This window comes from Hydrogenophaga sp., from assembly GCF_031426985.1.
Lineage (GTDB): Bacteria > Pseudomonadota > Gammaproteobacteria > Burkholderiales > Burkholderiaceae_C > Hydrogenophaga.
This window is the reverse complement of record NZ_JASJOY010000004.1, coordinates 108792-135770: the sequence shown is the minus strand read 5'-3', so window position 1 is coordinate 135770 and position 26979 is coordinate 108792. Positions and strand designations below refer to the sequence as shown.

Below are 26979 nucleotides of genomic sequence, written 5' to 3'. Positions count from 1 at the left end.
CGGTGCATTCATCAAGAACGCCGCGGAACCGGCTTGGCCGGGCCGCCAGCGTTGCCCCCTTGAGGGGGTGACGCACCGCAGGTGCGGCGCGGGGGTGGGTCATAGCCTGCGGCGCGGGGGGAAATCAGACGTGCAGAAGAAGGTGCTCGCGCTCCCACGGCGAGATCACCTTCATGAACTCGTCGAACTCCAGTTCCTTGATCTCGGTGTAGATGGTGATGAACTCCTTGCCCAGCACCTCGTGCAGGTCGGGTTCGCGGCGCAGCCAGTCCAGCGCCTCACCCAGGCTGCGCGGCAGCGAGTACGGCGCCAGGTAGGCGTCGCCCTTCATCTCGGGCTTGGGTTTGATCTTGTTCTTCATGCCCAGGTAGCCGCAGGCCAGGGTCATGGCCATCGCCACATAGGGGTTGGCGTCGGCGCCGATCACGCGGTTTTCCACCCGGCGCGCGGCCGGGCTGGAGATCGGCGAGCGGATGCCCACCGTGCGGTTGTCGTGGCCCCACTCGATGTTGATCGGCGCGGCCGTGTGGCGACTCAGGCGGCGGTAGCTGTTCACGTACGGCGCCACCAGCACCATGGCCGCCGGGATGTAGCGCTGCAGGCCGCCGATGTAGTGGTAGAAGGCCTCGGACGGCGTGCCGTCCGGGTTGCTGAAGATGTTCTGGCCCGTCACCTTGTCCACGATGCTCTGGTGCACGTGCATGGCGCTGCCCGGCTCGCCCGCGATGGGCTTGGCCATGAAGGTGGCGTACATGTCGTGGCGCAGCGCGGCCTCGCGCACCGTGCGCTTGAAGAAGAACACCTCGTCGGCCAGGCCCAGCGGGTGGGCGTGGAAGAAGTTGATCTCCATCTGGCCCGCGCCCACTTCGTGGATCAGCGTGTCCACGTTGAGCTCCATCTTTTCGCAGTAGTCGTAGATCTCTTCGAACAGCGGGTCGAACTCGTTGACCGCGTCGATGCTGTACGCCTGGCGCGAGGTTTCGGCCCGGCCGCTGCGGCCGATCGGCGGCTTGAGCAGCGTGTTCGGGTCGGTGTTGCGCGCCGTCAGGTAGAACTCCAGCTCGGGCGCCACCACCGGGTCCCAGCCCTCGGCTTCATACAGGTCGCAGATCTTGCGCAACACGCTGCGTGGCGCAAAGGGAACCAGCTTGCCCTCGTGGTCGAAACAGTCGTGGATCACCTGCGCCGTCGGGTCGGTGGCCCAGGGCACGATGCGCACCGTGCTCGGGTCCGGCCGCAGCTGCATGTCCTTGTCGGTCGGGTCGACCACGTCGTAGTACGGCCCGCTCTCGGGAAACTCGCCCGTCACCCCCATGCCCACAATGGCCTGCGGCAGGCGCATGCCGCGGTCTTCGGTGAACTTCTCGCGCGGCAGGATCTTGCCGCGGGCCACCCCGGTCAGGTCGGGCACCAGGCATTCCACTTCGGTCACGCGGCGCTGGTTGAGCCAGTTCTCGAGGTCGTTGAAGCTCATGTTCGTCTTGGTGGGGGCTGTCATGTGCCGGTCCTTGTCTGTCGTTGTGGTTGTCGGGGGGGGGGCGGGCGTCAGGTGCCCGCGCGCGCCAGGTCGGCCGCCTGCAGGCGCAGGCTGCGGCGCTGGCGGCAGGCCTTGCCGAAGGCGTCGAAGATGGCGTTGTAGAACGGCGTTTCCCAGCAGCGCCATTCGGGGTGGAACTGCACCGCGTAGGCGAAGGTGCGGGCGCCCTGCACCGCCACCGCCTCCACCTGGCCGTCGGGGGCGTGGGCCATCGCGTCGAGCCCCGGCGCCAGGCGGTTGATGCCCTGGCCGTGCAGGGAATTGACCATCACCTCCGGGCCGCCGGCCCAGGCCTCGAACACGCTGCCCGGCGCCAGCCGGATGGCGTGGCGCGGTGCGTACTGCTCGTCGTAGGGCGCGCCCTTGGGCTCGCGGTGGTCCATGCGGCCGGGCACCTCGTGCACCCGCTGGTGCAGCGTGCCGCCCAGGGCCACGTTGATTTCCTGAAAACCCCGGCAGATGCCCAGCAGCGGCACGCCTTCGTGCACGCAGGCCTTGATCAGCGCCAGGGTGAGCTCGTCGCGCACCGGGTCCAGCGGCAGGCTGGGGTCGGCCACGTCTTCGTCGAAGTGGGCCGGGTGCACGTTGGACGGCGAGCCGGTCAGCATCACCCCGTCCACCAGGGGCAGCAGGTCGGGGATCTGTCCGGCGTCGGCCAGCGGAAACATCACCGGCTGGCAGTCGGCGCCCACCTTGACCGCGCGGGCGTACTTGTCGCCCAGCAGCAGAAAGGGCATCTGGTGGCCGTGGTCGCCCAGCAGGCGGTGGTCGGCGGGCAGCCAGACCATGCAGGGTGTCGGCTTGTTCATGGAATCTCCAAACACGTGGATTGATTCTGACCGGTCAATTGGATCACAATCGGAGCCAGTTGAAGCCACTCCATGGTGCCACTTGAGCCAACCCCCTGCGCCGCTGGCGCGGCTTCCCCCATTGCAAGGGGGACCGCACAGGGGGCCCGTCCTGCGCTTGTCGAAGGGCGGTTCCACGGTGCGGTTGGATCGGGCATGGCGCTGCGGACCCTTTGTTGAACCCTGCCCCACCGCCCCGCCACCATGCTGTCCGAATTCCTGCTGGCTGAAATGACCCGCCTGGGGGCGCAAGACGCCCTGCCGCTGCACCGCCAGCTCTACGAGGCGCTGCGCCGCGCCATGCTGGACGGCAAGCTCGGCCCGGGCGAGCGCCTGCCCTCCAGCCGCGACCTGGCGCAGGACCTCAACCTCTCGCGCAACACGGTGGTGGCCGCCATCAACCAGCTCAGCGTCGAGGGCTACCTCGAAAGCCGCGTGGGCAGCGGCACCTACGTCAACGACAACGTGCCGCGTGTCGGCCCCGGCGGGGCGGCCCGCCCGGCCCCGCGCGGGGCCCCCGGGTCGGCGGCGGGCGGCCTGTCGCAGCGCGGCCTGGCCCTGACGGCGCGCTTTCGCGCCACCGAACTGGAAGTCCAGCCCTTCACCCCCGGCATCGCCGACTTCAGCGCCTTCCCGCTCACGCTCTGGCAGCGGCTGCAAAACAAACACTGGCGCATGACCTACCCGGACATGCTGGACTACAACGACTCGGGTGGCTACGCGCCGCTGCGCCGGGCCATCGCCGACTACCTGCGCGTGTTCCGCAGCGTGCAGCTGGAGGCCGACCAGGTCATCGTCACCACCGGCACGCAGCAGTCGCTGGAACTGTGCGCCCGCCTGCTGGCCGACCACGGCGACACCGTGTGGGTGGAAGACCCGGCCTACTGGGGCGCGGCCAAGGCCTTCATGGCCAACGGCCTGGCGCTGCACCCGGTGGCCGTGGACGACGAAGGCATCCACCCCGGCGCGGCCCACGAGGCGCGGCGCCCGCAGCTGATCTACGTCACGCCCTCGCACCAGTACCCCACCGGCGCCGTCATGTCGCTGGCGCGGCGCCACCAGCTGCTGTCCACCGCGCGCGCGCACGGCGCCTGGGTGCTGGAAGACGACTACGACAGCGAATACCGCTTTTCCGGCCCGCCGATTTCCAGCCTCGAAGGCCTGGACGTGGACGGCCGCGTGCTCTACATGGGCACCTTCTCCAAGGTGCTCTACCCCGGCATCAAGCTCGGTTACCTGATCGTGCCCAGGCCGCTGGTGGCCGCCTTCAAACAGGCCCACTACGACCTCAACCGCCCGGGCCAGATGCCACTGCAGGCCGCGCTGGCCGAGTTCATCGAAATGGGTCACTTCAGCAGCGCGCTGCGCCGCGCCCGCCAGAGCTACGCCGAGCGCCGCGCCGCGCTGCTCGAAGCGCTCAAGCCCGTGCTGGGCGGCGACACCTTCATCAGCGGTGCCGAACAAGGCCTGCACCTGTGCCTGCGCCTGCCCCAGCACGTGGACGACCGGCTCCTGGCCCAGCGCATCGCCCAGCAAGGCCTGACGGTGCGCCCGCTCTCGGCCTACTGCCTGGCCCGCAACGACCTGCGCGGCCTGGTCATCGGCTACGGCTACGCGCCGCTGAAAGAAATCCAGCGCTGCGGGCCGGTGCTGGCGGCGGCGGTGCAGGCCTTGGGCAGCCCGCGCTGAACGCGCCACCTTTCTGCCCCAACCGAGCCGCACCCATGCACATCGCCATCCTCACCTTCCAGGGCTTCAACGAGCTCGATTCCTTCGTCGCCCTCGGCGTGCTCAACCGCGTCAAGCGCCCCGGCTGGCGCGTCACGCTGTGCTGCCCGGCACCGACCGTGACCTCCATGAACGGTGTGGTGGTGCACGCGCAGTCCACCCTGGCCGAAGCCGCCACGGCCGACGCCGTGCTGGTGGGCAGCGGCCTGCAGACGCGCGACGTGGTGGCCGACCCGCAGACCATGGCGACCCTGCGCCAGGCCCTGGACCCGGCGCGCCAGCTCATCGGCGCGCAGTGTTCGGGCACCCTGGTGCTGGCCCAACTCGGGCTGCTGGGCGCCGTGCCCGCCTGCACCGACCTCACCACCAAGCCCTGGGTGCAGGCCGCCGGCGTCGCGGTGCTGGACCAGCCGTTCTTTGCGGCCGGCAACGTGGCCACGTCGGGCGGCTGCCTGGCCTCGCCCTACCTGGCGGCCTGGGTCATCGCCCGCACCGAGGGCGTGGAGGCCGCCCGCTCGGCGCTGCACTACGTGGCGCCGGTGGGCGAGAAGCAAGCCTACGTCGAACGGGCGATGGGCTGCATCACGCCCTACCTGCCCCGCTGAGCGGGCCGGACGGCCCGCCCCGTCGCGCTCAGGTGTGGTTCGGGCCGTCGTCCTGGCCGCGACCACGGCGCTGGTGATCAGCCCCATCATCGGCACCCCGGCCACGGCGGGCCATCTGGGTGGCGTCGTCCGCCGGTGCCTGCGTGTGGTTGGGGCCGTCATCCGTGCCCCGACCGCGGCCGCGGTCATCGCCTGCCGGGTCATCGGTCCCACGGCCACCGCGGTCGTCGCCCGGAACGTCGTCGGTGCCGCGGCCACGGCCGGCATCGCCGCTGCTGGAACTGCTGCTGGAACTGGAACTGGATCGGCTGTCGTCACCGCCACGCCCACGGCCGCGGCCCGAGTCGCCACCGCTGTCACCGCCACGGCCGCGGCCCTGGCGGGCCAGCTGGATAACGGCATCGCCGGGGGTCGCCGCCACGGCATCGGTGGACGGGAACAGATCGCGGCTGCCCGCGGCGGGTGCGGCGGCCAGGGCGGCGCTGCCGAAGGTGCTGAGAACGACGCCGAGCGCCAGGGTGGACAACAAGGTCTTCATGATGGACTCCCGATGGAAAGGAAGAGGTGGATGTGGGCGCCGGACTGCGCCACACGGGTCTTCTTGTGCAGCGGACGTGCCAGTCCGTGCCGCCCGCACAGAGCCTTGATTTGCATGGGCTTTTTGCACATGCGTCGGGGACGGGCGGCCAAAAAGATGGGCAAAACGCCCATTTGATGGGGTGGGACGGGGGATTTGCCCCACCCACCAGGACCGTTCGAGGGTCAGGGCCGCAGGCCGAACTTGTCGATGCGGTAGCGCAGCGTGTCGCGCGAGATGCCCAGCGCCCGCGCCGCCTGGGTCACGTTCCAGCGGTTGCGTTCCAGCGCATTGAGCAGCAGGCGCCGCTCGGTCTCGGGCAGGCTGGCCGGCAGGGCCTCGGCGCTCAGCGGCTCCAGCCCGGCAAAGCCCGAATCCAGCGGCACCGGCAGGGCCAGGTCGTCGGCTTCGATCACCGGGTCCACCGCCAGCATCACGCACTGCTCGACCACGTTGGCCAGCTCGCGCACATTGCCCGGCCAGTGGTGGGCCTGCAGGCGCGCCAGGGCGTCGTCTGAAAAGCGCAACCCGCTCTTGCCGTAGCGGCGCGCAGAACGCACCAGGAACAGCCGGGCCAGCAGCAGCACGTCGCCCGCGCGCTCGCGCAGCGGCGGCAGGTTCACGCGCAGCGCGCCCAGGCGGAAGAACAGGTCGCTGCGGAACGTGCCCGCCTGCACCATGGCTTCGAGCGGGCGGTTGGTGGCGGCGAGCACGCGCACATCCACCTTCTGCTGGCGCACGCTGCCCAGGCGGCGCACCTCGTGGTCTTCCAGCAGCTTGAGCAGCTTGGCCTGCGTGGCCAGTTCCAGCTCGCCCACCTCGTCCAGGAACAGGGTGCCGCCGTGCGCCGCTTCCACCAGGCCGATGCGGCGTTCGCGCGCGTCGGTGAAGGCGCCGCGCTCGTGGCCGAACAGCTCGCTCTCGACCAGGTGCGCCGGCAGGCTGGCGCAGTTGATTTCGACAAACGGGCCGGCGCGGCGCGGGCCTTCAAAGTGCAGCGCGCGCGCCACGAGTTCTTTGCCGGTGCCGGTCTCGCCGTGGACCAGCACCGCCGGTGCCGCCCCCTCGGTCAGGCGCGTGTCGGCGTCGACGATCTGGCGCAGCCGGCCCACCAGCTTCTGCATCGCCGGCGATTCGCCCACCAGCGCGGCCAGCCCCTGGCCGCTGGCCGGTGCGCCTTCGACCCCACGACGCAGGTGCTGCAGCTCCTGCGTCTGGCGCTGGGCCTGCACCGCCCGGTCCAGCACCTGCTTGAGCTGGTGCAGCGACACGGGTTTGATCAGGTAATCGAAGGCGCCGTTCTTCATGGCGTCCACCGCCACCTGTTCGCTGCCGTGGCCGGTGGCCATGACGATGGGCAGCTGCGGCTCGCGTTCGCGCATGCGCTTGAGCACGCTCAGCCCGTCCTGGCCCGGCAGGTTGTGGTCCAGCACCACCACGTCGGGGCGTTGCTCGTCCAGCAGCGCCAGCCCTGCTTCGCCGCTGCCGGCGGTCTGGCAGCTCAGGCCCTGGCGCTCCAGGTAGAGGTGCATGTTGCGGGCCAGCACGGGCTCGTCTTCGACGATCAGGACGTTGTAGTTCATGCGGTGGTTCGGGAAGGGGCGGTGGGCAGCGTGAGCACGGCCTGTGTGCCCTCGCCTTGCCAGCTGAACAGGCGCAGGCTGCCGCCCAGGCGTTCGATGGTGCGGCGCGCCAGCGGCAGGCCCACGCCGACGCCGGTGCGTTTGGTGGTGTGAAAGGGCTGGAACACGCGTTCCAGGTCGGCCGGGGCGATGCCCACGCCGGTGTCGGCCAGCTGCAGCTCCAGCCGGCCCTTGCGTTCGCTGATGCCCAGGCGCAGCTCGCCGCCCTGGGGCATGGCGTCGATGGCATTGGCCACCAGGTTGTCCAGCGCCTGTTCCAGCGCGGGCGCATCGGCCATCACCGGCGGCAGGTCGGGCGCCCACTGGCGCACCACCGCCACGCCCTGGCGGGCCAGGCGCGCGCCATGGCTGTGCAGCACGGCGTCGCACAGCCCGGCCAGGTCCACCGGCGCGAGCTGGCGCCCGCCCTGCTGCGCATAGGCCAGCAGCTTGTAGATCCAGGTCTGCAGGCGGTCGACCTCGGCCATGATGTCCCGCGCCGCGGCGGCCTCGGGGCCCTGCGCCATCAGCTCGGCGCTGGAGCGGATCGAACCCAGCGGGTTGCGCAGCCCGTGCGCCACGGCCGAGGCCATGTCGCCCACCGCCACCAGCGATTCGTTGGCCACGATGGTGCGCTGCTGGCGCGCGATCTGGCGGTCGGCCATCATCACCAGACCCACCAGCGCCAGGTAAATCAGCAGGCCGCTGGCCGCGCAGGCCAGCCAGACGAAGCGCGTCATCTCGTGCACCGACTGCACCAGCCGCTGCGGCTGCATGTAGAGCTCGGCCACGCCCACCACGCGCTGCTGCGCGTCGTGCACGGGGATGTAGACCTCGATCGCGTCGCGCGCCTGGTCGGGGATGAAGGCGTGTTCGGGCTTGATGAAGTTGGCCGCCTCCAGCAGCGCGCTCTCCAGCGCCAGCCGGCCGCCAAGGGCCTCGTCCAGCTCGTGGTTGGCGCCGGGGTCGCGGCCGATGGCGGCCGGGTTGGTGGACCACACCAGGCGCCGCTGCGTGTCGTACACATGGGTGTGCACCAGGCCCGGCATGCGCGCGAGTTCACCGAACAGGGCCTCGAAGGCCCGGGGCTCGGTCGGTCGGGTGAACAGCGCGTCGCCGTGCTGCATGCGCACCAGGCTGTCCAGGAATTCCTGCGCCAGTTCTGCGGTGCGCCAGAGCATGCGCTCGGACACGTTGCGCGAGAGCAGCGTGGCGCTGACCGACGCGGTGACCACCACGCACAGCAGGCTCAGGACCGCAAAACGCCGCGTCCAGAACAGGGCGGGGCGGCGGAACAGCTGACGGAGGTCGGGCAGGGCCATGGGGCGGTCCGGTCTGGACAAGGTGTGCACAGGCGGCCTCCGCATTCTAGGGACGCGCTGGCCGCGCCCCGCGGCCGTTGGGCAGGGCGGTCAGGGTGGGGCCGGCGCGGCCCGTGTCAGAGTGCGTCCTTGAGCCGGTACCACAGCATGCCCAGCGCCAGGCTGGGCGTGCGCAGCAGCGCGCCCCCGGGGAAGGGGTGGTGCTTGAGCCGCGCGAACACATCGAAGCGCCCGGCCTGCCCGGCCACCGCCTCGGCCACCAGCTGGCCGGCCAGGCCCGTGAGCGCCACGCCGTGGCCGCTGAAGCCTTGCAGGTAATACAAGTTGTCGCCCAGGCGGCCGAAGTCGGGCGCGCGGTTCATGCTGATGTCCACAAAGCCGCCCCACACATAGGGCACATCCACCCCGCGCAGCTCGGGGAACACCTCGCCCATGCGCCGTGCCATCACGCCCTTCAGGTCGGGCGGCGTCATGGTGGTGTAGCTCACGCGGCCGCCGAACAGCATGCGCCGGTCGGCGCTGAAGCGGAAGTAGTCGAGGACGAAGTTGTTGTCGCACACCGCGGCGTTGCCGGGGATCAGGCGCTCGCACAGCGCGGCGTCCAGCGGCTCGGTGCCCACGATGTAGGTGCCCACCGGCATGACGCGCGGCGCGATCTCGGGCGCCACCCGCGGCCCGAACTCCGGCAGCATGCAGTTGCCGGCCAGCACGCCAAAGCGCGCCGTCACCTGGCCCTGCGCTGTGCGTGCCACCAGGGTGCTGCCGCGCTGCAGGCCGGTGACCGGCGAATGTTCATGGATGCGCACCCCCGCCGCCTGCGCCGCGCGCGCCAGGCCCAGCGCGTACTTCAGCGGGTGCAGGTGGCCCGAGGTGTTTTCGCGGAACGCCGCCACGTAACGCGGGCTGCCGATGAAGCGCGCCACGTCCGCGCCCTCGGCCCATGCACCCACCACGCCGCGGCGGCTATGGTCGTCAAACTCGTCGCGCAGGGCGCGCGCCTTCTTCGCCGAATCGGCCACGTAGGTGTAGCCGCGCTGCCAGTCGCAATCGATGCCGTGGCGGGCGATGCGCTGTTCGATCAGGTCCACCGCCTGCACCGACAGGTCCCAGGCGCGCTGCGCGTCGGCGGCGCCCAGCTGCGCTTCAAACGGCCCCTGCCCGCTGGCGTAGCCCACGATGGCCTGGCCGCCGTTGCGCCCGCTGGCGCCGGAGCCGATGCGATCGGCTTCGAGCAGCACCACCGACAGGCCCCGCTGCGCCAGTTCCAGCGCGGCCGACAGGCCGGCGAAGCCGCCACCGACCACCACCACATCGGCCTGCACCGCGCCCTGCAGCGGCGACGCCGCCTCGGGCCGCGTGACACTGGCCTCGTAATAGCTTTGCTGGTTGAGCTGGGTGTCGGAGTTCAGCAGGGAGCGGTTGAACATGGTCGGTGTGCCTCGGTCGGGAGGATCAGGGCATCCGTGGCGCCGGCGTTGCCGGGCCACAGGGTGCGTCCACCCTCTCGCAGGAGAGGGGGGAAGACGCGCAGTGGCGCAGGGGGGTGTTCACTTCTTTTTGGCGACCTGGCCGCACAGATAGGTCCACACGAAGGTGGCGGCCGCGTTGCTGGTCAGCTCGGCGTGGTCGTAGGCCGGGGCCACCTCCACGCAGTCCATGCCGACCCAGTTCAGGTCGGCCAGCTCTTCCACGAAGGTCAGCACCTGGGCGCTGGTCAGGCCGCCCGGTTCGGGCGTGCCGGTGCCGGGCGCAAAGGCCGGGTCCAGCACGTCGATGTCCAGCGTCAGGTAACACGGCCGGTTGCCGATGCGCTGCCGGATCGCGGCCAGCACGGGGCCCAGCGCCGCGCCGTCCAGCCCGCGCAGCGCGCGCGCCGTGAAGATCTGCCCGCCCTGGTCGGCCACGTACTCGCGCGCAGCGCGTTCGCCGCTGGAGCGGATGCCGATCTGCACTGTGTGCTCGGCGCTGATCAGCCCCTCCTGGATCGCTTCATAGGTCCAGGTGCCGTGGCCCGACGGTTCGCCGAAGTGGTCGCTCCAGGTGTCGCAATGGGCGTCGAAATGCACGCAGGCCAGCGCCTGGCCGTGGCGCGCCTTGGCTGCGCGCAGCAGCGACAGCGTGACCGAGTGGTCGCCACCCAGGAACACGCAGTGGTGTTTCGCCATCAAGGCCGCGGCCTGCGCCTCGATCTGTGCGCGCACGTCCGCCAGCGGCGAGGCGTTGGGCAGGCGCATGTCCAGCGCGTCGCCCAGCTGCTCCACCGGCGACACGTCGAAGAACGGGTGGATGCCGTCGCACAGCATCAGGCTGGCGGCGCGGATGGCCTGCGGACCGAAACGCGCGCCGGGCCGGTTGGTGACCACGCCGTCGTAGGGCACGCCGGCGATGGCGAAGGGCTGGTTCGCCAGCGGTTCGCAGGCGAGGAAACGGTTGGTGTTGCTGGCGAAAGCGAAGTGACCGGTGGCCATGGGCGTGCTGCGGATCGGTGGGTAATTGGAACCTCAAGATACCTCGAAACCAGGCAATCGGTCGGTCCAATTGCCACGACCACCAGCGGGCCATGGGCCCTGCCCTGCAAGAAAACCCCGGGCCGGCTAGCATCGCCGCCACCCATTGCCCACCACCAGGAGACCCCATGCTCAAGCTCTACTACTCCCCCGGCGCCTGCTCGCTCTCGCCCCACATCGTGCTGCACGAGTCAGGCCTGCCGTTCGAGGCCATCCCGGCCCCCACCAAGACCCACCAGCTGCCCGACGGCACCGACTACTACACCATCAACCCGCTGGGCTACGTGCCCCTGCTGGTGATGCAGGACGGCCAGAAGCTGCGCGAAGGCCCGGCCATCGTGCAGTACATCGCCGACCAGGCGCCCGACAAGGCCCTCGCCCCGGCCTACGGCACCCTGGGCCGCTACCGCCTGATGGAGTGGCTGACCTTCATCGGCACCGAGGTGCACAAGGGCTTCTCGCCCCTGTTCAACCCCGCCATGCCCGAGGAAGCCAAGCAACTGGCCAAGGACCGCCTGGTCCAGCGACTGACCTGGGTCGACGGCGAACTGGCAGGCAAACAGTACCTGCTGGGCGATGCCTTCAGCGTGGCCGACGCCTACCTGTTCACCGTCACCAACTGGGCGGCGTTCGTGGGTGTGGACATCAGCGGCCTGGCGAACCTGAACACCTACCGCGCCCGCGTCGGCGCCCGCCCGGCGGTGCAGGCGGCGCTCAAGGCCGAGGGCCTGGCCAAATAAGGCCTGGTTTCGACGACCGACAACAGGGGCTCCGAGGACTAGGCGCTGACTTAGTGTTGACGCCGGCCCGCTCGGCACCTGATTCGCCCTCTGAGACTTGACGTTTCAGAGGGCGTCTTTCTGCTGGAAATTTTTCCAGCAGGATGGCGCGGCAAAATGACGGTCGCAGGGCGCTACGGGAGCGCTGGGCAAGACCATCAGGGACGGGCAAGGCACGGTGCCGATACGAGCTGCGAGCGACCAAGGAGACATTCACGCATTCGCGCTGAATGCTGAGCAGTGGGCAGAGGTCAAGCGCACCTACCGAGGCTTGAATCTACACATGCCTTGCTGTGGTGTCGGAGCCATTCCGAAGACCAGCACCCGCGGAAACTACTTTTTCGCGCACGCCCGCCGCGGCGAGTGCACCACCGCCCCCGAGAGCTCCGAGCACATCTACTGCAAGACGCTCATCGCCAGAGCTGCGCTCGAAGCAGGCTGGACCGTCACGACGGAGCGGCCAGGCGTATCCCCTACCGGCGAAGAATGGGTTGCGGACGTTTTCTGCGAGAAGGGGAACGCCAAGCTCGCGCTTGAGGTTCAGTTGTCGCCTCAAACCCCAGAAGAGACCGTCCGCCGGCAGATGCGCTACAAGGCTTCAGGCGTTCGAGCCGCCTGGTTCTTTGGCGAACGAGCACGCCCGGGGACTATTCCTTTTGACAAGGACACGCCAGCGTTCAAGCTGTCGGCCATCGTTGTCGGAGAGCCGCCCATCGTCGAACGGTTTGACGTGAGCCTTCCCCTGTTCGTCACCGCCATGCTCCAGAAGCGGCTGACCTGGACCATTCCTCGCTACAGCAGGCCACATCTCGTCGAGTTCATTGAAGACGTGTGCTGGGCATGCAAGGCGCCCGTGAAGCAGGTCCTGGAGCACATGCACGGAAACGGCGCTGCCGCAGGCGCGGCGCTGACGCCGGACGACTTCTATGAGGGCCGCTGGAACCTCTCAGCCAATACGGTGCCAAGCATCTCAAACCGACTGGAATCGCTTCAGGCTGACATTTCCAACGAGGAGCTTGCGGCACAAGGCTTGAACCTGGTCGGACGCAAAGACGTTATCAACGGCAAGCCAACCCGGTTCCCCTTTTGTAACCTGTGCGTGCATTGCCGAGCGCCACAAAACAACTTTCACCTGTCCAAGCGCATCTTCGAGAGCATGCGGCAGGCGGCGAGTCCGAACGACGATTGGGAGCTCGGCGGGCCCGACCTTCCCGCGCAGCAAGAGGAAGATGAGCCGCCAAGATTCGGTATCGCGGTCATCCCTAGAGAAGTCGAGGGCGGTGGCGTTTGGATGCTGCGCGAGTCGCTTACCCACGCTGCCTCATGAGCGGTACGCGTTACAGGGCTCCTTGAGCGTTATCGAGCAACCTACCGGTCACGCTGGCGGCGCCCCGATCACAGCGCCCGCTGGCGCAGCGCCAGCACCGCCCCCACCCACAGCGCGCAGGCCGAAAACACCAGGCCACGCGCCAGTCCGCCCGGCCCGTCGGCGATGAAGCCCACCACCGTGGGGCCGACGATCTGGCCGGCCGCGAACACGGTGGTGAAGGCGCTGATGCCCGCCGCCCATTGCGTGGGCGGCAGGTTGTGCCGCACCAGGGCCGTGGTGCTGGCCACCACCGACAGGAACACCGCCCCGAACAGCAGGCCCGAGGCCAGCAGCAGCGGCCAGGCGCTGGTGAGCGCCGGCACGATGGCGGCCACGCCCAGCAGCGCGTTCAGCCGGGCCAGCGCCTGGCCGTCGCGGTGCCGGTCCAGCAGGCCGGCCCAGATGCGCGAGGACGCCACCACCGCCAGCCCCAGCAGCGCGTAGAAGGTGGTCACCGCCGCCGGCGCTGCGCCCTGCTCGCGCAGCAGCGCGATGACGAAGGTCATGTAGCCGATGTAGCCCACGCCAAAGCCCATGTAGCCCAGCAGGCCGAAAGCGAAATCGCGCACGCGGAACGGCCGGGTCGCACACACGGGGGCGTGACCGGCCGGGGCCGCGGCGGCGGGCCCGGCCTCCAGCGCCACCAGCGCCTGCGCCGGCCAGCGCAGCAGCGCCGTGGCCAGCACGCACAGCCCGGCCAGCCCCCACCAGGCCCAGGCCCAGCCGTGCGCCTGCCCGGCCGCCGCCCGCAGCGCCAGCGGCACGCCCAGGGCCGACAGCACGATGCCCACCCCCGTGCCACCGTAGTACAGGCCCAGCAGCAGGCCGCTGCGCTGCGGCTGGCGCGCCCCCAGGCGGGCGGCCAGCAGGCCACCGGCGATGAACACGAAGGCGCTGGCCACCCCCGCCAGCAGGCGCTGCAGCATCAGCGCGGTGGCGTCGGTGAAAAAGCCGCTGGCCGCCATGAACAGCGAGGCCAGCGCCGAACCCCACAGCAGCAGCGCCGCGGGGCCGGCGCGCCGCATCAGCGTCGGCGTGGCCAGCGCGCCCAGCAGGTAGCCCAGCGCGTTGGCGGTGTTCATGGCGCCGGCCAGGGTGTAGCTCCAGCCCAGATCGGCGCGCATGGGCGGCAGCAGCAGGCCGTAGGCGAACCGCGTGATGCCCAGCGACACGGCGGCGCCCAGCGACAACGCGAGCGCCAGCCGCAGATAGGGCGTGGTGTCCGGGGGCGGAAGCGCGACCTTCAGGTCGGCGGGCTGGGTGCTGCGGGCCATGCGCCCATTGTGGCGCTACTCGTGGGGGTAGCCACCCACGCCCGTTCGGGCGGCCGCCCATGGAGGAAAACCTGGGGCGGTACCAGCACTTCGACAGGCTCGGTGCGAACGGATTTTGATGCTTTCGAAAACCACTGTGTATCGGTTTTCACGCCGCCTGAGCGCCACCCTCACCACCTGAAACGGTGCCGTCCAGAAGCACCGCCTGGCCGCCCTTCGACAAGTTCAGGCCGGATGGCCAGTGCCGTCCCCCTCCCGCCGAAGGCGAGAGAGAGGGGTGACGCGAAGCGGCGCGGGGGGTGTTTCGCTTTATGACCCGAGCCCGACCGGCGCCGGCGCCTTCATCACGATCTGCGTGAACAGGCGGTCGAACGCCGGGTCGCGCGGGATGCGGCCACTCAGCGGGTTCTGGTTGGTCGCAAAGGCCGCGTTGAGTGCGTGCCAGTCGGCCTCGGTCAGCAGGCGTTCGGCCTCCGGCAGGATCACCGACTCCTCCAGCCGCATGTGCTCCAGGTAGAAGTCCACGTAGCGGGTGACCTCCTCGATGAACGCGGCCTTGCGGCCGTCGCCCAGCAGCTCCCAGGCCATCAGCAGGTGCATCAGCTCGCGCACCCGCGTCTCGCCCTGCAGGTGGTCGCGTTCGAGCTGGTCGATGGTGGCCATGGCGTGCGGCGCCACGCGCGCCACGCGCGGGAACAGCAGGTCCGACTCCTTGGGGTGGTGGTGCTTCTCGGGGAATTCGTCGATGTAGAACAACATCGCGCGCAGCACGTCGAAAAAGCGCGCCGAATCGTCCTGGCCGTCGGCCGCCGGGCCCCGGCGCACCAGTTGCATCAGCGACTGCAGCATCGCGGCCAGCGTGGAATGCTCCTCGCGAATGACGCGCAGCGATTCGTGTGTCATCGGTGTCTCCTGTGATCGATTCAAAACCGACCGAGCGGTCGGTGAATTCGAAACAAGACTATGCGGCAGCCCACCGCGCCGGCGCTTGACCCATGTCAAGCGCCCGGGACGCGGCCGCCGACTTTCAGCGCGCCGGCGGCTGCCAGCGCTTGAGCAGCAGCGCGTTGCTCACCACGCTGACCGAACTCAGCGCCATGGCCGCGCCCGCCAGCACCGGGCTGAGGTAGCCCAGCGCCGCCAGCGGGATGCCGGCCGCGTTGTAGGCGAAGGCCCAGAACAGGTTCTGGCGGATCTTGCGCACCGTGCGGCGCGAAATGTCCAGCGCCGCCGCCACCAGGGCCGGGTCGCCGCGCATGAGCGTGATGCCGGCCGCGTGCATGGCCACGTCGGAGCTGCCGCCCTGCGCGTGGCTCATGGCCATGCCGACGTCGGCCGCGGCCAGCGCCGGCGCGTCGTTCACGCCATCCCCGATCATCGAGACCACGTGGCCGCCTTGCTTCAGGCGCGCGATCACCGCCGCCTTGTCGCCCGGCAGCACCTCGGCGATCACCTCGCCGGCGTCGTCCTTCAGGCCCAGGCGCGCCGCCATGGCACGCGCGGCGGCCGCGTTGTCGCCCGAGACCATGAACAGCCGCAGCCCCTGCGCGCGCAGGGTGGCGATGGCCTCGGCCGCGCCGGCCTTGGGTTCGTCGCCAAAGGCCAGCAGGGCCAGCGGGCTCCAGCGGCCATCGGCGCCCTGGCTGGCCAGCAGCGACACGGTGGCGCCCTCGGCCTGCGCGGTCTGCACCGCCGCGGCCACGGGCTCCAGGGCCACGCCCAGTTCCGCCATCCAGCGCTGGCTGCCCAGCGCCAGCCGCGCGCCCTGCACCGTGCCCTGGCTGCCGCGCCCGGCCACGGCCTGCACGTCCTCGGCCGCGCCGGCGGTCACGCCGCGTTCGCGCGCCGCGTCCAGCACCGCGCGGGCCAGCGGGTGCGCGCTCTGCGCCTGCAGCGCGGCGGCGGCCTGCAGCACGGCCACCTCGTCCACCCCGGCCACGCCTTCGATGCGCAGCAAGCGCGGGTGCCCTTCGGTCAGCGTGCCGGTCTTGTCGAAGGCCACCGTGTCCACCCGGTGCGCAATTTCCAGCGCCTGCGCGTCTTTGATGAGGATGCCGTGCTGCGCCGCCACCCCGGTGCCGGCCATGATGGCCGCCGGCGTGGCCAGCCCCAGCGCACAGGGGCAGGCGATCACCAGCACCGCCACCGCGTACAGCAGCGCCTCTTCCACCGGCGCGCCGGCCCACAGCCAGCCCCCCAGCGTGACGGCCGCGATCACCAGCACCACCGGCACGAACACCGCGGCCACCTGGTCCACCAGGCGCTGCACCGGCGCCTTGCCGGCCTGGGCGTCCTGCACCAGGGCAATGATGTGGGCCAGCACGCTCTGCGCCCCCACCGCGCGCACCTTCACCTCCACCGAACCTTCGCCGTTGAGCGAGCCGCCGGTCACCGCATCGCCGGGCTGTTTGGGCACCGGCATGGCCTCGCCGGTCAGCATCGATTCGTCGGCCTGCGTGTGGCCCAGCAGCAGCTCGCCGTCGGCCGCGAAACGCTCACCCGGCAGCACGCGGATGACATCGCCCGGCAGCAGCTCGTCCACCGGCACGTCGGTCATCTCGGTGCGCTTGACGCCGTCGGGCACCAGGTGCGCGTTCTCGGGCCGCAGCGCCTGCAGCGCGCGGATGGCGCTGGTGGTCTGGCGCTTGGCGCGCGCCTCCAGCCACTTGCCCAGCAGCACCAGGGTGATGACGACTGCCGAGCCTTCGTAGTACAGGTGCACCATTTCGTCGGGCTCGGCCCGCCACCACAGCCAGGTGGACAGCGCCCAGCCCGCCGTGGTGCCGATGGCCACCAGCAGTTCCATGTTGCCGGTCAGCGCCTTGAGCGCGTGCCAGCCGGCCTTGTAAAAACGCGCGCCCAGCCAGAACTGCACCGGCGTGGCGAGCGCGAACTGCAGCCAGGCGGACAGCATCCAGTGTTTGCCAAACAGGTCGCCCACCATGGGCAGGGCCAGCGGGGCCGACAGCAGCACGCCCGCGAGCACCGGCCACAAGTCCTGGGGCACGCCCAGCCACCCGGCGGGCGAGAGCTCGTCGGGCGCGTCCATGGCGCGCGGCTCGTAGCCCGCGTCGCGCACGGCGCGCTTGAGCCGCGCCAGGGTTTGCGTGTCGTCTGGACCGGCCAGCGTGACGCGCGCCGACTCGGTCGCCAGGTTGACCGTGGCGCCGCTCACGCCGGGCTGCTTCTTGAGCGCTTTTTCCACCCGCGTCACGCAGGACGCGCAGGTCATGCCGCCAATGCCCAGGTCGATCTGGCAGAGGTCGGGGGAGAGGTCCGGGGCGATGGTGGTGTTCATGGATCTGGTCGCGGTGTGCCGGGGAACCTGGCGGTGCCAGGCCGCTGGTGTGGTCCCCATGGGAGGCGGGCACACGCACAGCGGTGAAGGGCGAAGCCCAGGTTATATGCTTTCCCATCATGGGAAGGTCAAGCCACAAGGTGTATCCGACCCGCGCTTGACCTTGACACCGTGTCAAGGTGCATCATCCAGACTCCATTTTTCAGGAGCACCCCATGAACCCACAAACCTTCACCGTGCAGGGCATGACCTGCGGCCACTGCGAACGCGCCGTGCAGACGGCCATCAAGACCCTGGACCCGCAGGCCGAGGTGCGCATCGACCGCGCGCAGAACCTGGTGGAAGTGAACACCACGCAGCCGCGCGAAGCGGTGGCCGCCGCCATCCGGGAAGAGGGCTACGCGGTCGCGGCATGACCCCCGACACCGATGCGCCACTGCACGGCGTGGCGCACTGGCCGGTCAACATCGGCACCGCGGCGCAGCTCTCGGGCATCTCGTCCAAGATGCTGCGCCACTACGAAGCCCAGGGCCTGCTGGGCGCGGTCGCGCGCACCGACAGCAACTACCGCCAGTACAGCCAGGCCGACGTGCACACGCTGCGCTTCATCCGCCGCGCGCGCGACATGGGCTTCAGCCTGGACGCGGTGAGCGAACTCGTGGGCCTGTGGCACAACCGGCGCCGCAGCAGCGCCAGCGTCAAGCGCATCGCGCAAAAGCACCACGACGACCTGGCCCAGCGCATCGCCGCGCTGCAGGCCATGCAGCGCAGCCTGGACGCCCTGCTGTGCCACTGCCCGGGCAACGACCGGCCGGACTGCCCCATCCTGGACGACCTCGGCAAGGTCTGAGGCGGTGGGTTGCGCGGCCCCGGGCGGGCCGGGCGCGGCCTGCGGCGCCGATCAGTGGAACAAATCTTTACCAAACAGACGCACAGGCTCCGATGCCGCTTTACACGCCGCTCCGACACTGAATCCATGCCAGACGGGAACCCCTCGCTGGCCCGGTTCTTCCCACCCCCAAGGAGCGACACATGAAACCCAACACCACCAAAGCCGTCATCGCCACCGTGCTGGCCGCCGCGTTCGCCGGCCTCTCCATCACCGCCATCGCCCAGAACGCCACCGTGCCTGGCGACCTGCACGCCCAGCACATGGCCCAACGCGTCGGCGGCCCGATGGACCCGGCCCGCATGGCCGAGATGCAGCAAAAAATGGCCGAGCGCCACGCCCAGCGCATGGAGCGCCTGAAGGCCGAACTCAAGATCACCACCACGCAGGAACCGGCCTGGAACGCCTACGTCGCCCGCACCGCCCACACACCACGCCAGCCCGCCGGCGCGGTCGAAGACTGGTCCAAGCTGACCACGCCGCAGCGCCTGGAAAAGATGCAGGCCCTGCACACCGAACGCAACGCCGAGATGGCCAAGCGCATCGACGCCACCAAGAGCTTCTACGCCCAGCTCACACCCGATCAGCAAAAGACCTTTGACGCGCAGGGCGGCGGCTTGCGCCACGCCGGCATGAAGGGTGAACACCGCATGGGCGGGCAAGACGGCCACAGCCGCCACGGTGGCAAGGGCCAGCAAGGCATGGGTGGCGGCATGGGCTGCGAAGGCGGCCCCATGCCCCAGAGCCCCATGGGTGGCTCCGGCCCGCGCAGCTGATCGCGGCTGCACCGGTGGACAACACCGGCACATGAACTCCTCCTTCGCCCCGCTTCGCCGGGGCGTTTTTTCGTCCCGTGTGGCCCGGCGCCGCCCCGGGCCTGCTTGACCTGAGTCAACCCCCGGCCGGGAGCCGACGCTTAAGCTGCCGCGCCATGGACTTTGACCTCATCCTCATCGGTGCGGGGCCGGCCGGCCTGTGCCTGGCCCGCGCCCTGCGCGGCAGCGGCCTGCGCCTGTGCCTGCTCGAACAGCAGCCGCTGGCGGCGCTGCAGCACCCCGCCTTCGACGGCCGCGAAATCGCCCTCACCCAGCACAGCGCCGAGCGGCTGCGCGGGCTCGGCATCTGGCCGCGCCTGGGCGACGCCCACATCGCGCCGCTCAAGGACGCGCTGGTGCTCGACGGCGGCGCCGGCCGCGGCCAGCAGCGCATGCTCATCAGCCACACGCTCAGCCCCCAGCCCGAGCTGGGCTTTCTGGTCGCCAACCACCACATCCGCCGCGCCGCCTTCGAGGCCGCGATGGAGGCCGGCGACGCGCCCGAGCTGCGCTGTGGCCAGCAGGTCACCCACATCCACAGCGACGAACACGCCGCCCACCTGCGGCTGGCCAGCGGCGAACGCCTGAGCGCGCCGCTGGTGGTGGCCGCCGACAGCCGCCACAGCAGCACCCGCCGCGCCATGGGCATCCCGGCGGACCTGCACGACTACGGCCGCACCATGCTGGTGTGCAACATGACGCACCAGCAGCCGCACCACGAGACCGCCTGGGAATGGTTCGACCACGGCCAGACGCTGGCCCTGCTGCCCATGAACCCCGACCCGCAGACCGGTCTGCCGCGCTCGTCCGTCGTGCTGACCCTGCCCAGTCAGCAGCTGCAGCCGCTGATGGACCTGCCGGAGCAGGCGTTCAACGACGAGATGACGCGCCGCTTCAGCGCGCAACTGGGCGCCATGGCGCTCCGCAGCACCCGCCACGCCTACCCGCTGGTGGGCGTGTGGGCGCGCCGCCTGGTGGCGCAGCGCTTTGCCGTGGTGGGCGACGCCGCCGTGGGCATGCACCCGGTCACCGCGCACGGCTTCAACCTCGGGCTGCGCAGCATCGACACCCTCGCGCACCTGATCCGACAGGCCCGCCAGCAGGGACAGGACATCGCCAACCCTGCCCTGCTGCATCGCTACCAGCGCACCCACCAGGCCGCCAGCCGCGGCCTGTACCTGGCCACCCACGCCCTGGCCACGCTCTACACCCGCGAAGAAACCCCGGCCCGCCTGCTGCGCCAGGCCATGGTCGGAATCGGCGAACGCTTCACACCGTTCAAGCGCGCGGTGGCGGCCAGCCTGACCGGAATTCACTGATTCCCCCCGCGCCGCCTGCGGCGTCACCCCCTCAGGGGGCGATGCGAGTGGCCCGGCCAAGCCGGTTCCACCGCATCCTGGATGGCGGAAACGCTCTCAGCCGGCCCTTGTTGCGCTGCATCAAGGCACGCGTCAGGAACCGGGTCTAGATTGGGTCTTTCGAGCCAACGGGCGCTTCCAGCCCGCGTGCATCCGTGCGACCCGAGGAGACCCGAGAACCATGCTGTCCGCCTACATCACCCACCCCGACTGCGCCCGCCACGACATGGGCGCGCACCACCCCGAGTGCCCGGAGCGCCTGTCCGCCATCAACGACCACCTGCTGGTCAAGGGCCTGCTGGACTACATGATTCCCTACGACGCGCCGCTGGCGACCGAGGAACAGCTGGGCCGGGCCCACACCTCGCTGTACGTGCGCGAGCTGATGGCCATGGCGCCCAAGGAGGGCACGCACCAGGTGGACCCGGACACCAGCATGAACCCCTGGACCCTGCCGGCCGCCCTGCGCGCCGCCGGCGCCGCCATCGAGGCGACCGAGCTGGTGCTGGCGGGCAAGGCGTCCACCGCGTTCTGCAGCGTGCGCCCGCCCGGCCACCACGCCGAACGCGCGGCCGCCATGGGCTTTTGTTTCTTCAACAACGTGGCCGTGGGCATGCGCCACGCACTGGACGCGCACGGCCTGCAGCGCGTGGCGCTGATCGACTTCGATGTGCACCATGGCAACGGCAGCGAAGACATCCTGCGCGGCGACGAGCGGGTGCTGATGTGCTCGATCTTCGAAAAAGGCCTGTACCCCTTCAACGGCGAGCAGGCGACCGGCCCGAACATGGTCAACGTCGGCCTGCCCACGCGTTCGGGCAGCGAGGCCTTCCGCGCCGCGGTCACCGAACACTGGATCCCGGCGCTGGACGCCTTCCGGCCCGAGCTGATCTACATCTCGGCCGGTTTCGACGCCCACCGCGAGGACGACATGGGCAACCTGGGCCTGGTCGAGGCCGATTACGGCTGGGTGACACAAGAATTGATGAAAGTGGCCGACAAGCATTGCAAGGGCCGCGTGATTTCGTGCCTGGAGGGCGGCTACGTGCTCAGCTCGCTGGCGCGCAGCGTGGCCGCGCATGTGCGCGTGCTGATCGGCGCGGATTGAACATGGGCCCCCACGCTCCACCGTTTCACGGGTCGCTGCCCCCCAGGGTGGCGTGTTTCGCCTGGGGGCGGCCCGGCGGCAAAACCTGAACGATTTATGGACAAACACTACCTCTCCCCCCTCTTCGAACCCGCCACCATCGCCGTCTTCGCCGGCAAGGACACACCCGAGCGGCAGACGCCGCAGGCCATCGCGCTGATCGAGTCGCTGACGGCGCAGCGCTTCACCGGCCAGCTGGTGTTCCTGGACATCCAGACCACCGGCACCCTGGGCGACCTGGCCCAGACGCGGGCCGACCTGGCCATCATCTGCCTGCCCGCGGGCGAAGCCATCGCCGCGCTGGAGGTGGCCGGCCGCATCAAGTGCCGGGCGGCGCTGGTGGTGGGCAGCGGCATCCCGGCGGCCGACGCCGCCGACATGCACCGCGTGGCCAAGCGCCACGGCATGCACCTGCTGGGCCCGAACAGCCTGGGTTTCCAGCGCCCGCGCACGGGCCTGAACGCCAGCGTGGTCGGCCCGCTGGCGGCGCCCGGTCCGCTGGCCCTGGTGTCGCAGTCGGGGGCGCTCACGGCCTCCATCCTCGACTGGGCGAGCCAGAATTCGGTGGGCTTTTCCAACGTGGTCTCGCTCGGCCCCAACACCAGCGTCGACATCGCCCAGGTGCTGGATTTTCTGGCCGCCGATGCGCAAACGCACAGCATCGTCGTCTATCTTGAAGGCATCTCCAGCGCGCGCCGCTTCATGAGCGCCCTGCGCGCGGCGGCCAATGCCAAGCCGGTGATCGTGCTCAAGGCCGGCCGCAAGACCGCCGGCAACAAGGCTGCGCAGACGCACAGCGGCGCCATCGTGGGCAGCGACGACGTGTTCGACGCCGCCCTGCGCCGCGCCGGCGCGGTGCGGGTGCGGTCTTTTGTCGAACTGTTCTCGGCCTCCAAATGCCTGGCCTCGCGCTACCGCCCGGTGGGCAAGCGCCTGGCCATCGTCACCAACGGCGGCGGCCCCGGTGTGCTGGCGGCCGACTGGGTCAGCGAGATCGAGCTCGAACTGGGCCAGCTCTCGCCCGAGACCGCGGCCGAGCTCCAGGCCAAGCTGCCCAGCCTGGCCTCGCTGACCGACCTGATCGACCTGTCGGAAGAAGCCACGGCCGAGCACTACCGCGCCGCCATCGACGCCGCCGGCCGCGACAAGGCGGTGGACGGTGTGCTGGTGGTGCATTCGCCCAAGGCGGGCATCGACGCCGCCGACGTCGCCACCGCCATGGCCGAGCTCAAGGGCCGGCTGGGCAAGCCCCTGCTGTGCTGCTGGATGGGCGACGCCTCGGTGGGCCCGGCGCGCGCCGTGCTGGCCAAGGCCAACATCCCGAGCTTTCGCACGCCCGAAGCCGCCGTGGGCGCCTTCGGCAACATCGCCAGCTTTTATCAGAACCAGCAGCTGCTGCAGCAGACGCCGCCGCCGCTCTCGACCCTGGGCAAGCCCGACATCGAGGGCGCACGCCTGCTGATCGAGCACGTGCTGACCGAGCGCCGCAAGGTCCTGACCGAGATGGAATCCAAGGCCCTGCTCTCGGCCTTTCACATCCCGGTCACGCAGACCATCCTGGCGCGCACGTCCAACGAGGCCATGATGATCGCCACCCAGCTGGGTTACCCGGTGGCGCTGAAGATCGACTCGCCCGACATCAGCCACAAGAGCGACGTGAACGGCGTGGCGCTGAACGTGATGAACGCCACCGCGGTGCGCGACGTGTTCAACAACATGATCGAGACCGTGGGCCGCCTGCAGCCGGGTGCGCGCATCAACGGCGTGACGATCCAGAAGATGGCCAACGCCAAGCGCGGGCGCGAGCTCTACATCGGCCTCAAGACCGACGACCCCTTCGGCCCGGTGATCGCGTTTGGCGCCGGCGGCACCATGATCGAACTGATCAACGACCGTGCCATGGAGCTGCCGCCGCTCAACCAGTTCCTGGCGCGCCGGCTGATCGAACGCTCGCGCGTGAGCGAAACCCTGGGCGACTGGCGCGGCGCCAGCGCGGTGGACCGCGACGCGCTGGAACACGTGCTGCTGCGCGTGAGCGAAATGGTCTGCGAGTTGCCCCAGCTGCGCGAGATGGACATCAACCCCATCATCGTGGACGAATCGGGTGCGGTGGCGGTGGACGCCCGCATCGTGATCGAAAGCGCGCCGGCCACGGCGCGCAACTACGCCCACCTGGCCATCCTGCCCTACCCGGCGCGTTACGAGCAGATCTGGCCGCTGCGCGGCGGCGGGGAATACACCATCCGCCCCATCCACCCGGACGATGCGCAGATGCTGCAGGATCTGGTGCACGGCCTGTCGGCCGAAAGCCGCTACTACCGCTTCGTCTCCAGCATGACCGAGCTGCCGCCGGCCATGCTCTCGCGGCTGACCCTGATCGACTACGACCGCGAAATGGCGCTGGTGGCCATCCACCGCACGCGCCAGATGGGCGAGGACGGCGAACCGGTGGAGACCGAGCGCATCGTGGGCGTTTCGCGCTACATCACCAACCCCGACAAGGCCAGCTGCGAGTTCTCGCTGGTGGTGGCCGACGATTTCAACGGCAAGGGCCTGGGCTCGCGCCTGATGCTCAGCATCATGGAAGAGGCGCGCGACAAGGGCCTGGACGAGATCGAGGGCCTGGTGCTGGCCAACAACCCCGGCATGCTCAAGCTCATGAAGGGCCTGGGCTTCCACATCAAACCTTTTCCGGACGATCCGGACTTCAAACTGGTCACGCACACGCTCTGAGCGTGTTCCGACCGTTTCTCTGAACCCTGTTCAGACCCCAGCCACCCCGACGGGTGGCTTTTTTTTCGTCCGTTTGGGCGCTTCAGACGCCGAAAACTTGTGCCTTGCTATCTCTTATGTTTCTACTTTATTAAATTAGTCGTAGTAGTAGAGGGCGCCTTCGGGTGTGGACAAGCGGCTTTTGGCTTTACAGATCAAACACTTGCATCACCGACAAGCCTGTGCAGGGGGGGCGGATCCCGGTGCACCCCGAACGGGGACAACTTCGGGTTTGTCCACTGGCCTGTGGATAAATATGAGGTTGCCAGAAATTTATCCACAGCTTTGTGCAGATCCGGCCCGATCGGCCGGAAAAACCAGCCCCAAAACCCATCCGCATCTGCCTATCGCGGCCCATCAGGCTCATGCCAACGCCAATCGGGGTCAGATTCCAATTTCCGGACGCCGGCGTTCCTGGGCACTGCCGCTTCTTGCTTCCGGTCGGGACGTCAGCAGCCAATGGGGGTCAGATTTCAATTTCTGAACGCCTGGATCCCTGGCGCTGTCGCTTCTTGTTTCCGCTTCTTTCCGGTCGGAGGGTTTCAGTGGAGCCGCGCCACCTGCGCAAAGCCCCAGGCCATGCCCAGGCCGTGCAGCAGGGTGGCCACCACCGTCAGGGCCAGCGCGGGCCTGAGGTGTTCGGGCCGGTGGCGGTGGGCCCACAGCCAGCCCAGGGCGGCCAGCGAGCACGGCAGCGACACCAGTCCCCAGAGCGCGGGCAGGGGCGGGATCAGCCACCATACGCTCAGTGCCAGCCAGGCGTGGGCGCTGAGCACCAGGCCGGCGTAGAGCAGCGCGGCCGGCGTGGCGCCCAGCCGCACCACCAGGGTGCGCTTGCCCACACGGGCGTCGGCCTCGGCGTCCGGGAAGCCGTTGATCAGCAGCAGCGCGGCGACCATGAGCGCAAAACCCGCCGCGGCGCTGGCGGGGATGATGAAAAACTGCCGGCGCTGCACGTAGTCCGCCCCCACCACCACCAGGAACCAGACCAGGGCCACCGTGGGTTCGCCCAGGCCGCGCGACATCAGCCGGAGCGGGGGCGCCGAATAGGCCCAGGCCAGCAGCAGGCCGGCCGCGCCCAGTGCGATGACGCCACCACCCGCCTTCACCGCCAGCAGCAGGCCGGCGGGCAGCAGGAACAGCAGCAACGCTTTGACCAGATCGGCGGTCTGCTGTTCGCTGACCGCGCCGTTCTGGATCAGCCGCGACCCGCCGGTGAACGGGAAGATGCCCTGGCCGTTGGCGGCGTCGGCACCGTTTCGGGCGTCGTGCAGGTCGTTGAGCACATTGCCCGCGGCGTGGGCCAGCACCGCCAGCACAGTGGCGCCCAGGGCCAGGGGCCAGTCCAGCCCGCAACCGCAGGCGGCCGCCGTGGCCGTGCCCAGCCCGCAGGCCACCACGGTGAGCAGCAGAAAGGCCGGGCGCGTCATGCGCAGCAGCAACAGCGGGCCAGGGGCGGGGTGGGGTGCGCTCATGGTCGACCAGTATGTCGAGCGGGCGGGTTCCGTGCTTTGTCATCCCGCAAGGGCGGGCGGCGTTCAAAAAGCCCGGGTGCGCAAGCCCTTACATCGGCTCACAAACCCCCCGGCGGCGGGGCCGGTGGGCCGGGGCGGCGGGGCACCCCGGCTGGTAAGATGCGCAGCGCCTGAGCCGTGTGCAGCGCCGGTCGCCCGGCGCGATGCTTGCATGGTGGGTCCACCCCCCCTTTGCCCTCTGCGTTCCGCGCGCCCTCCATGTCCGTCGCCCTCGCCGCCAACGCGCCCGCCACCTTCGAGATCAAGAGCGCCCAGCTGCCCCTGGTGGCCCTGCTGCTCAAGTCCGCCGACCTGGCCCAGCTGGCCGCCGAATTCGCCCAGCGTTTCGGCGACATGCCCGACTTCTTCGACCACGATCCGCTGGTGATCGACCTGACGCCGCTGCAGGCGGGCGGGCAGGCCGACAGCCCGGTGGACTTCGTGGCCCTGGGCGCCCTGCTGCGCCAGTACCGCCTGCAACCCCTGGCGGTGCGCGGCGGCAACGAGGCCCAGACCGCCGCGGCCCTGCTGGCCGGGCTGATCCAGGCCAACGACGCCACGGTGCAGCGCGGCAGCAGCGCACCCGCCCCTGCACCCGCGACAGCGGCGGCGGCCCCCGTGGTCGAAACCCAGGCTACGCCGGTGGCACCGACCCCCGCCCCCGGCGCCCTGGTCGTCGACAAACCACTGCGCTCGGGCCAGCAGGTCTACGCCCGCGGCCGCGACCTGGTGGTCATGGCCATGGTCAACCCGGGTGCCGAGGTCATCGCCGACGGCCACATCCACGTCTATGCGCCCTTGCGCGGCAAAGCCATCGCCGGTGCGCGCGGCAACGCCGACGCGCGCATTTTCGCCCTGGGCATGGACCCGGAACTGATTTCCATCGCTGGCATTTACCGCACCAGCGACACGCCCCTGCCCGCCAGCGTGCAGGGCAAAGCCGCCCAGGTGCGCCTGGTGCCCGGCCCGGATGGCGAAAAACTCGTCATCGAACCCCTGAATCCCTGAACCCCCGAGG

General features: G+C 69.9%; 22 protein-coding genes. 11 read left to right on the top strand and 11 right to left on the bottom strand.

Features of this window, described 5'->3' with window-relative positions:
- Positions 1 to 124: 124 nt before the first annotated feature.
- Positions 125 to 1498, bottom strand: a complete 1374-nt coding sequence (locus RMP09_RS00770) for a glutamine synthetase family protein (RefSeq protein WP_310564097.1) — start codon at positions 1496 to 1498, stop codon at positions 125 to 127.
- Between the two features lie 47 nt (positions 1499 to 1545).
- Positions 1546 to 2346 (bottom strand): gamma-glutamyl-gamma-aminobutyrate hydrolase family protein, encoded by an 801-nt coding sequence (locus RMP09_RS00765; protein ID WP_310564096.1) that lies wholly within the window; start codon positions 2344 to 2346, stop codon positions 1546 to 1548.
- Between the two features lie 243 nt (positions 2347 to 2589).
- Between RMP09_RS00765 and RMP09_RS00760 the strand changes: the two genes are divergently transcribed.
- A complete protein-coding gene (locus RMP09_RS00760) occupies positions 2590 to 4074 on the top strand; it encodes a PLP-dependent aminotransferase family protein (protein WP_310564095.1) in 1485 nt (494 codons plus the stop codon).
- 35 nt (positions 4075 to 4109) lie between these two features.
- Positions 4110 to 4718: a DJ-1/PfpI family protein gene (locus RMP09_RS00755; RefSeq protein ID WP_310564094.1), complete on the top strand. Its 609-nt coding sequence runs from the start codon at positions 4110 to 4112 to the stop codon at positions 4716 to 4718.
- A 28-nt stretch (positions 4719 to 4746) separates the two neighbouring features.
- Here the strand turns inward: RMP09_RS00755 and RMP09_RS00750 are convergent, their stop codons facing one another.
- The 5 genes from RMP09_RS00750 to speB all read right to left on the bottom strand — a co-directional run bounded on the left by RMP09_RS00750 (position 4747) and on the right by speB (position 10707).
- Complete coding sequence (locus RMP09_RS00750; protein WP_310564093.1) at positions 4747 to 5256, bottom strand: hypothetical protein; 510 nt, start codon at positions 5254 to 5256, stop codon at positions 4747 to 4749.
- Positions 5257 to 5480: 224 nt separating this feature from the next.
- The gene (locus RMP09_RS00745; protein ID WP_310564092.1) at positions 5481 to 6878 is read right to left on the bottom strand and encodes a sigma-54 dependent transcriptional regulator; all 1398 of its coding nucleotides are present in this window, start codon (positions 6876 to 6878) and stop codon (positions 5481 to 5483) included.
- A complete protein-coding gene (locus RMP09_RS00740) occupies positions 6875 to 8239 on the bottom strand; it encodes an ATP-binding protein (RefSeq protein WP_310564091.1) in 1365 nt (454 codons plus the stop codon). Before RMP09_RS00740 ends, RMP09_RS00745 begins: the two co-directional genes overlap by 4 nt.
- 116 nt (positions 8240 to 8355) lie before the next feature.
- Positions 8356 to 9666, bottom strand: coding sequence for an FAD-binding oxidoreductase (locus tag RMP09_RS00735; protein WP_310564090.1), 1311 nt, complete (start codon positions 9664 to 9666; stop codon positions 8356 to 8358).
- 120 nt (positions 9667 to 9786) lie between these two features.
- Positions 9787 to 10707: an agmatinase gene (speB, locus tag RMP09_RS00730; RefSeq protein WP_310564089.1), complete on the bottom strand. Its 921-nt coding sequence runs from the start codon at positions 10705 to 10707 to the stop codon at positions 9787 to 9789.
- Positions 10708 to 10874: 167 nt separating this feature from the next.
- Between speB and gstA the strand changes: the two genes are divergently transcribed.
- Complete coding sequence (gene gstA, locus RMP09_RS00725) at positions 10875 to 11486, top strand: glutathione transferase GstA (RefSeq protein WP_310564088.1); 612 nt, start codon at positions 10875 to 10877, stop codon at positions 11484 to 11486.
- Positions 11487 to 11796: 310 nt separating this feature from the next.
- Positions 11797 to 12852 carry a competence protein CoiA family protein gene (locus RMP09_RS00720; protein WP_310564087.1) on the top strand — a complete coding sequence of 352 codons (1056 nt, stop codon included), beginning with the start codon at positions 11797 to 11799 and terminating at the stop codon, positions 12850 to 12852.
- A 68-nt stretch (positions 12853 to 12920) separates the two neighbouring features.
- Here the strand turns inward: RMP09_RS00720 and RMP09_RS00715 are convergent, their stop codons facing one another.
- The 3 genes from RMP09_RS00715 to RMP09_RS00705 form a co-directional block, all read right to left on the bottom strand.
- A complete protein-coding gene (locus RMP09_RS00715; protein WP_310564086.1) occupies positions 12921 to 14168 on the bottom strand; it encodes a YbfB/YjiJ family MFS transporter in 1248 nt (415 codons plus the stop codon).
- A gap of 309 nt (positions 14169 to 14477) precedes the next feature.
- Entirely contained in the window at positions 14478 to 15071 is a 594-nt protein-coding gene (locus RMP09_RS00710) for a hemerythrin domain-containing protein (RefSeq protein WP_310564085.1), read from the bottom strand.
- Positions 15072 to 15195: 124 nt separating this feature from the next.
- The gene (locus RMP09_RS00705; RefSeq protein WP_310564084.1) at positions 15196 to 17466 is read right to left on the bottom strand and encodes a heavy metal translocating P-type ATPase; all 2271 of its coding nucleotides are present in this window, start codon (positions 17464 to 17466) and stop codon (positions 15196 to 15198) included.
- Positions 17467 to 17681: 215 nt separating this feature from the next.
- Between RMP09_RS00705 and RMP09_RS00700 the strand changes: the two genes are divergently transcribed.
- The 6 genes from RMP09_RS00700 to RMP09_RS00675 all read left to right on the top strand — a co-directional run bounded on the left by RMP09_RS00700 (position 17682) and on the right by RMP09_RS00675 (position 24408).
- Positions 17682 to 17882, top strand: a complete 201-nt coding sequence (locus RMP09_RS00700; protein ID WP_310564083.1) for a heavy-metal-associated domain-containing protein — start codon at positions 17682 to 17684, stop codon at positions 17880 to 17882.
- The gene (cueR, locus tag RMP09_RS00695; protein ID WP_310564082.1) at positions 17879 to 18316 is read left to right on the top strand and encodes a Cu(I)-responsive transcriptional regulator; all 438 of its coding nucleotides are present in this window, start codon (positions 17879 to 17881) and stop codon (positions 18314 to 18316) included. The genes RMP09_RS00700 and cueR overlap by 4 nt, the downstream gene beginning before the upstream one ends.
- Before the next feature lie 182 nt (positions 18317 to 18498).
- Entirely contained in the window at positions 18499 to 19131 is a 633-nt protein-coding gene (locus tag RMP09_RS00690; RefSeq protein WP_310564081.1) for a Spy/CpxP family protein refolding chaperone, read from the top strand.
- A gap of 155 nt (positions 19132 to 19286) precedes the next feature.
- Positions 19287 to 20489: a 5-demethoxyubiquinol-8 5-hydroxylase UbiM gene (gene ubiM, locus RMP09_RS00685; RefSeq protein ID WP_310564080.1), complete on the top strand. Its 1203-nt coding sequence runs from the start codon at positions 19287 to 19289 to the stop codon at positions 20487 to 20489.
- 220 nt (positions 20490 to 20709) lie between these two features.
- Complete coding sequence (locus tag RMP09_RS00680) at positions 20710 to 21636, top strand: histone deacetylase family protein (RefSeq protein ID WP_310564079.1); 927 nt, start codon at positions 20710 to 20712, stop codon at positions 21634 to 21636.
- A gap of 96 nt (positions 21637 to 21732) precedes the next feature.
- Complete coding sequence (locus tag RMP09_RS00675) at positions 21733 to 24408, top strand: bifunctional acetate--CoA ligase family protein/GNAT family N-acetyltransferase (RefSeq protein WP_310564078.1); 2676 nt, start codon at positions 21733 to 21735, stop codon at positions 24406 to 24408.
- 581 nt (positions 24409 to 24989) lie between these two features.
- On the opposite strand, the gene RMP09_RS00670 is transcribed toward RMP09_RS00675, so the two are convergent.
- Positions 24990 to 25922, bottom strand: coding sequence for a prenyltransferase (locus RMP09_RS00670; protein WP_310564077.1), 933 nt, complete (start codon positions 25920 to 25922; stop codon positions 24990 to 24992).
- A 258-nt stretch (positions 25923 to 26180) separates the two neighbouring features.
- Here RMP09_RS00670 and minC point away from each other — a divergent pair, with 258 nt between their 5' ends.
- Entirely contained in the window at positions 26181 to 26969 is a 789-nt protein-coding gene (gene minC, locus RMP09_RS00665; RefSeq protein WP_310564076.1) for a septum site-determining protein MinC, read from the top strand.
- The last annotated feature ends 10 nt before the right edge of the window (positions 26970 to 26979 follow it).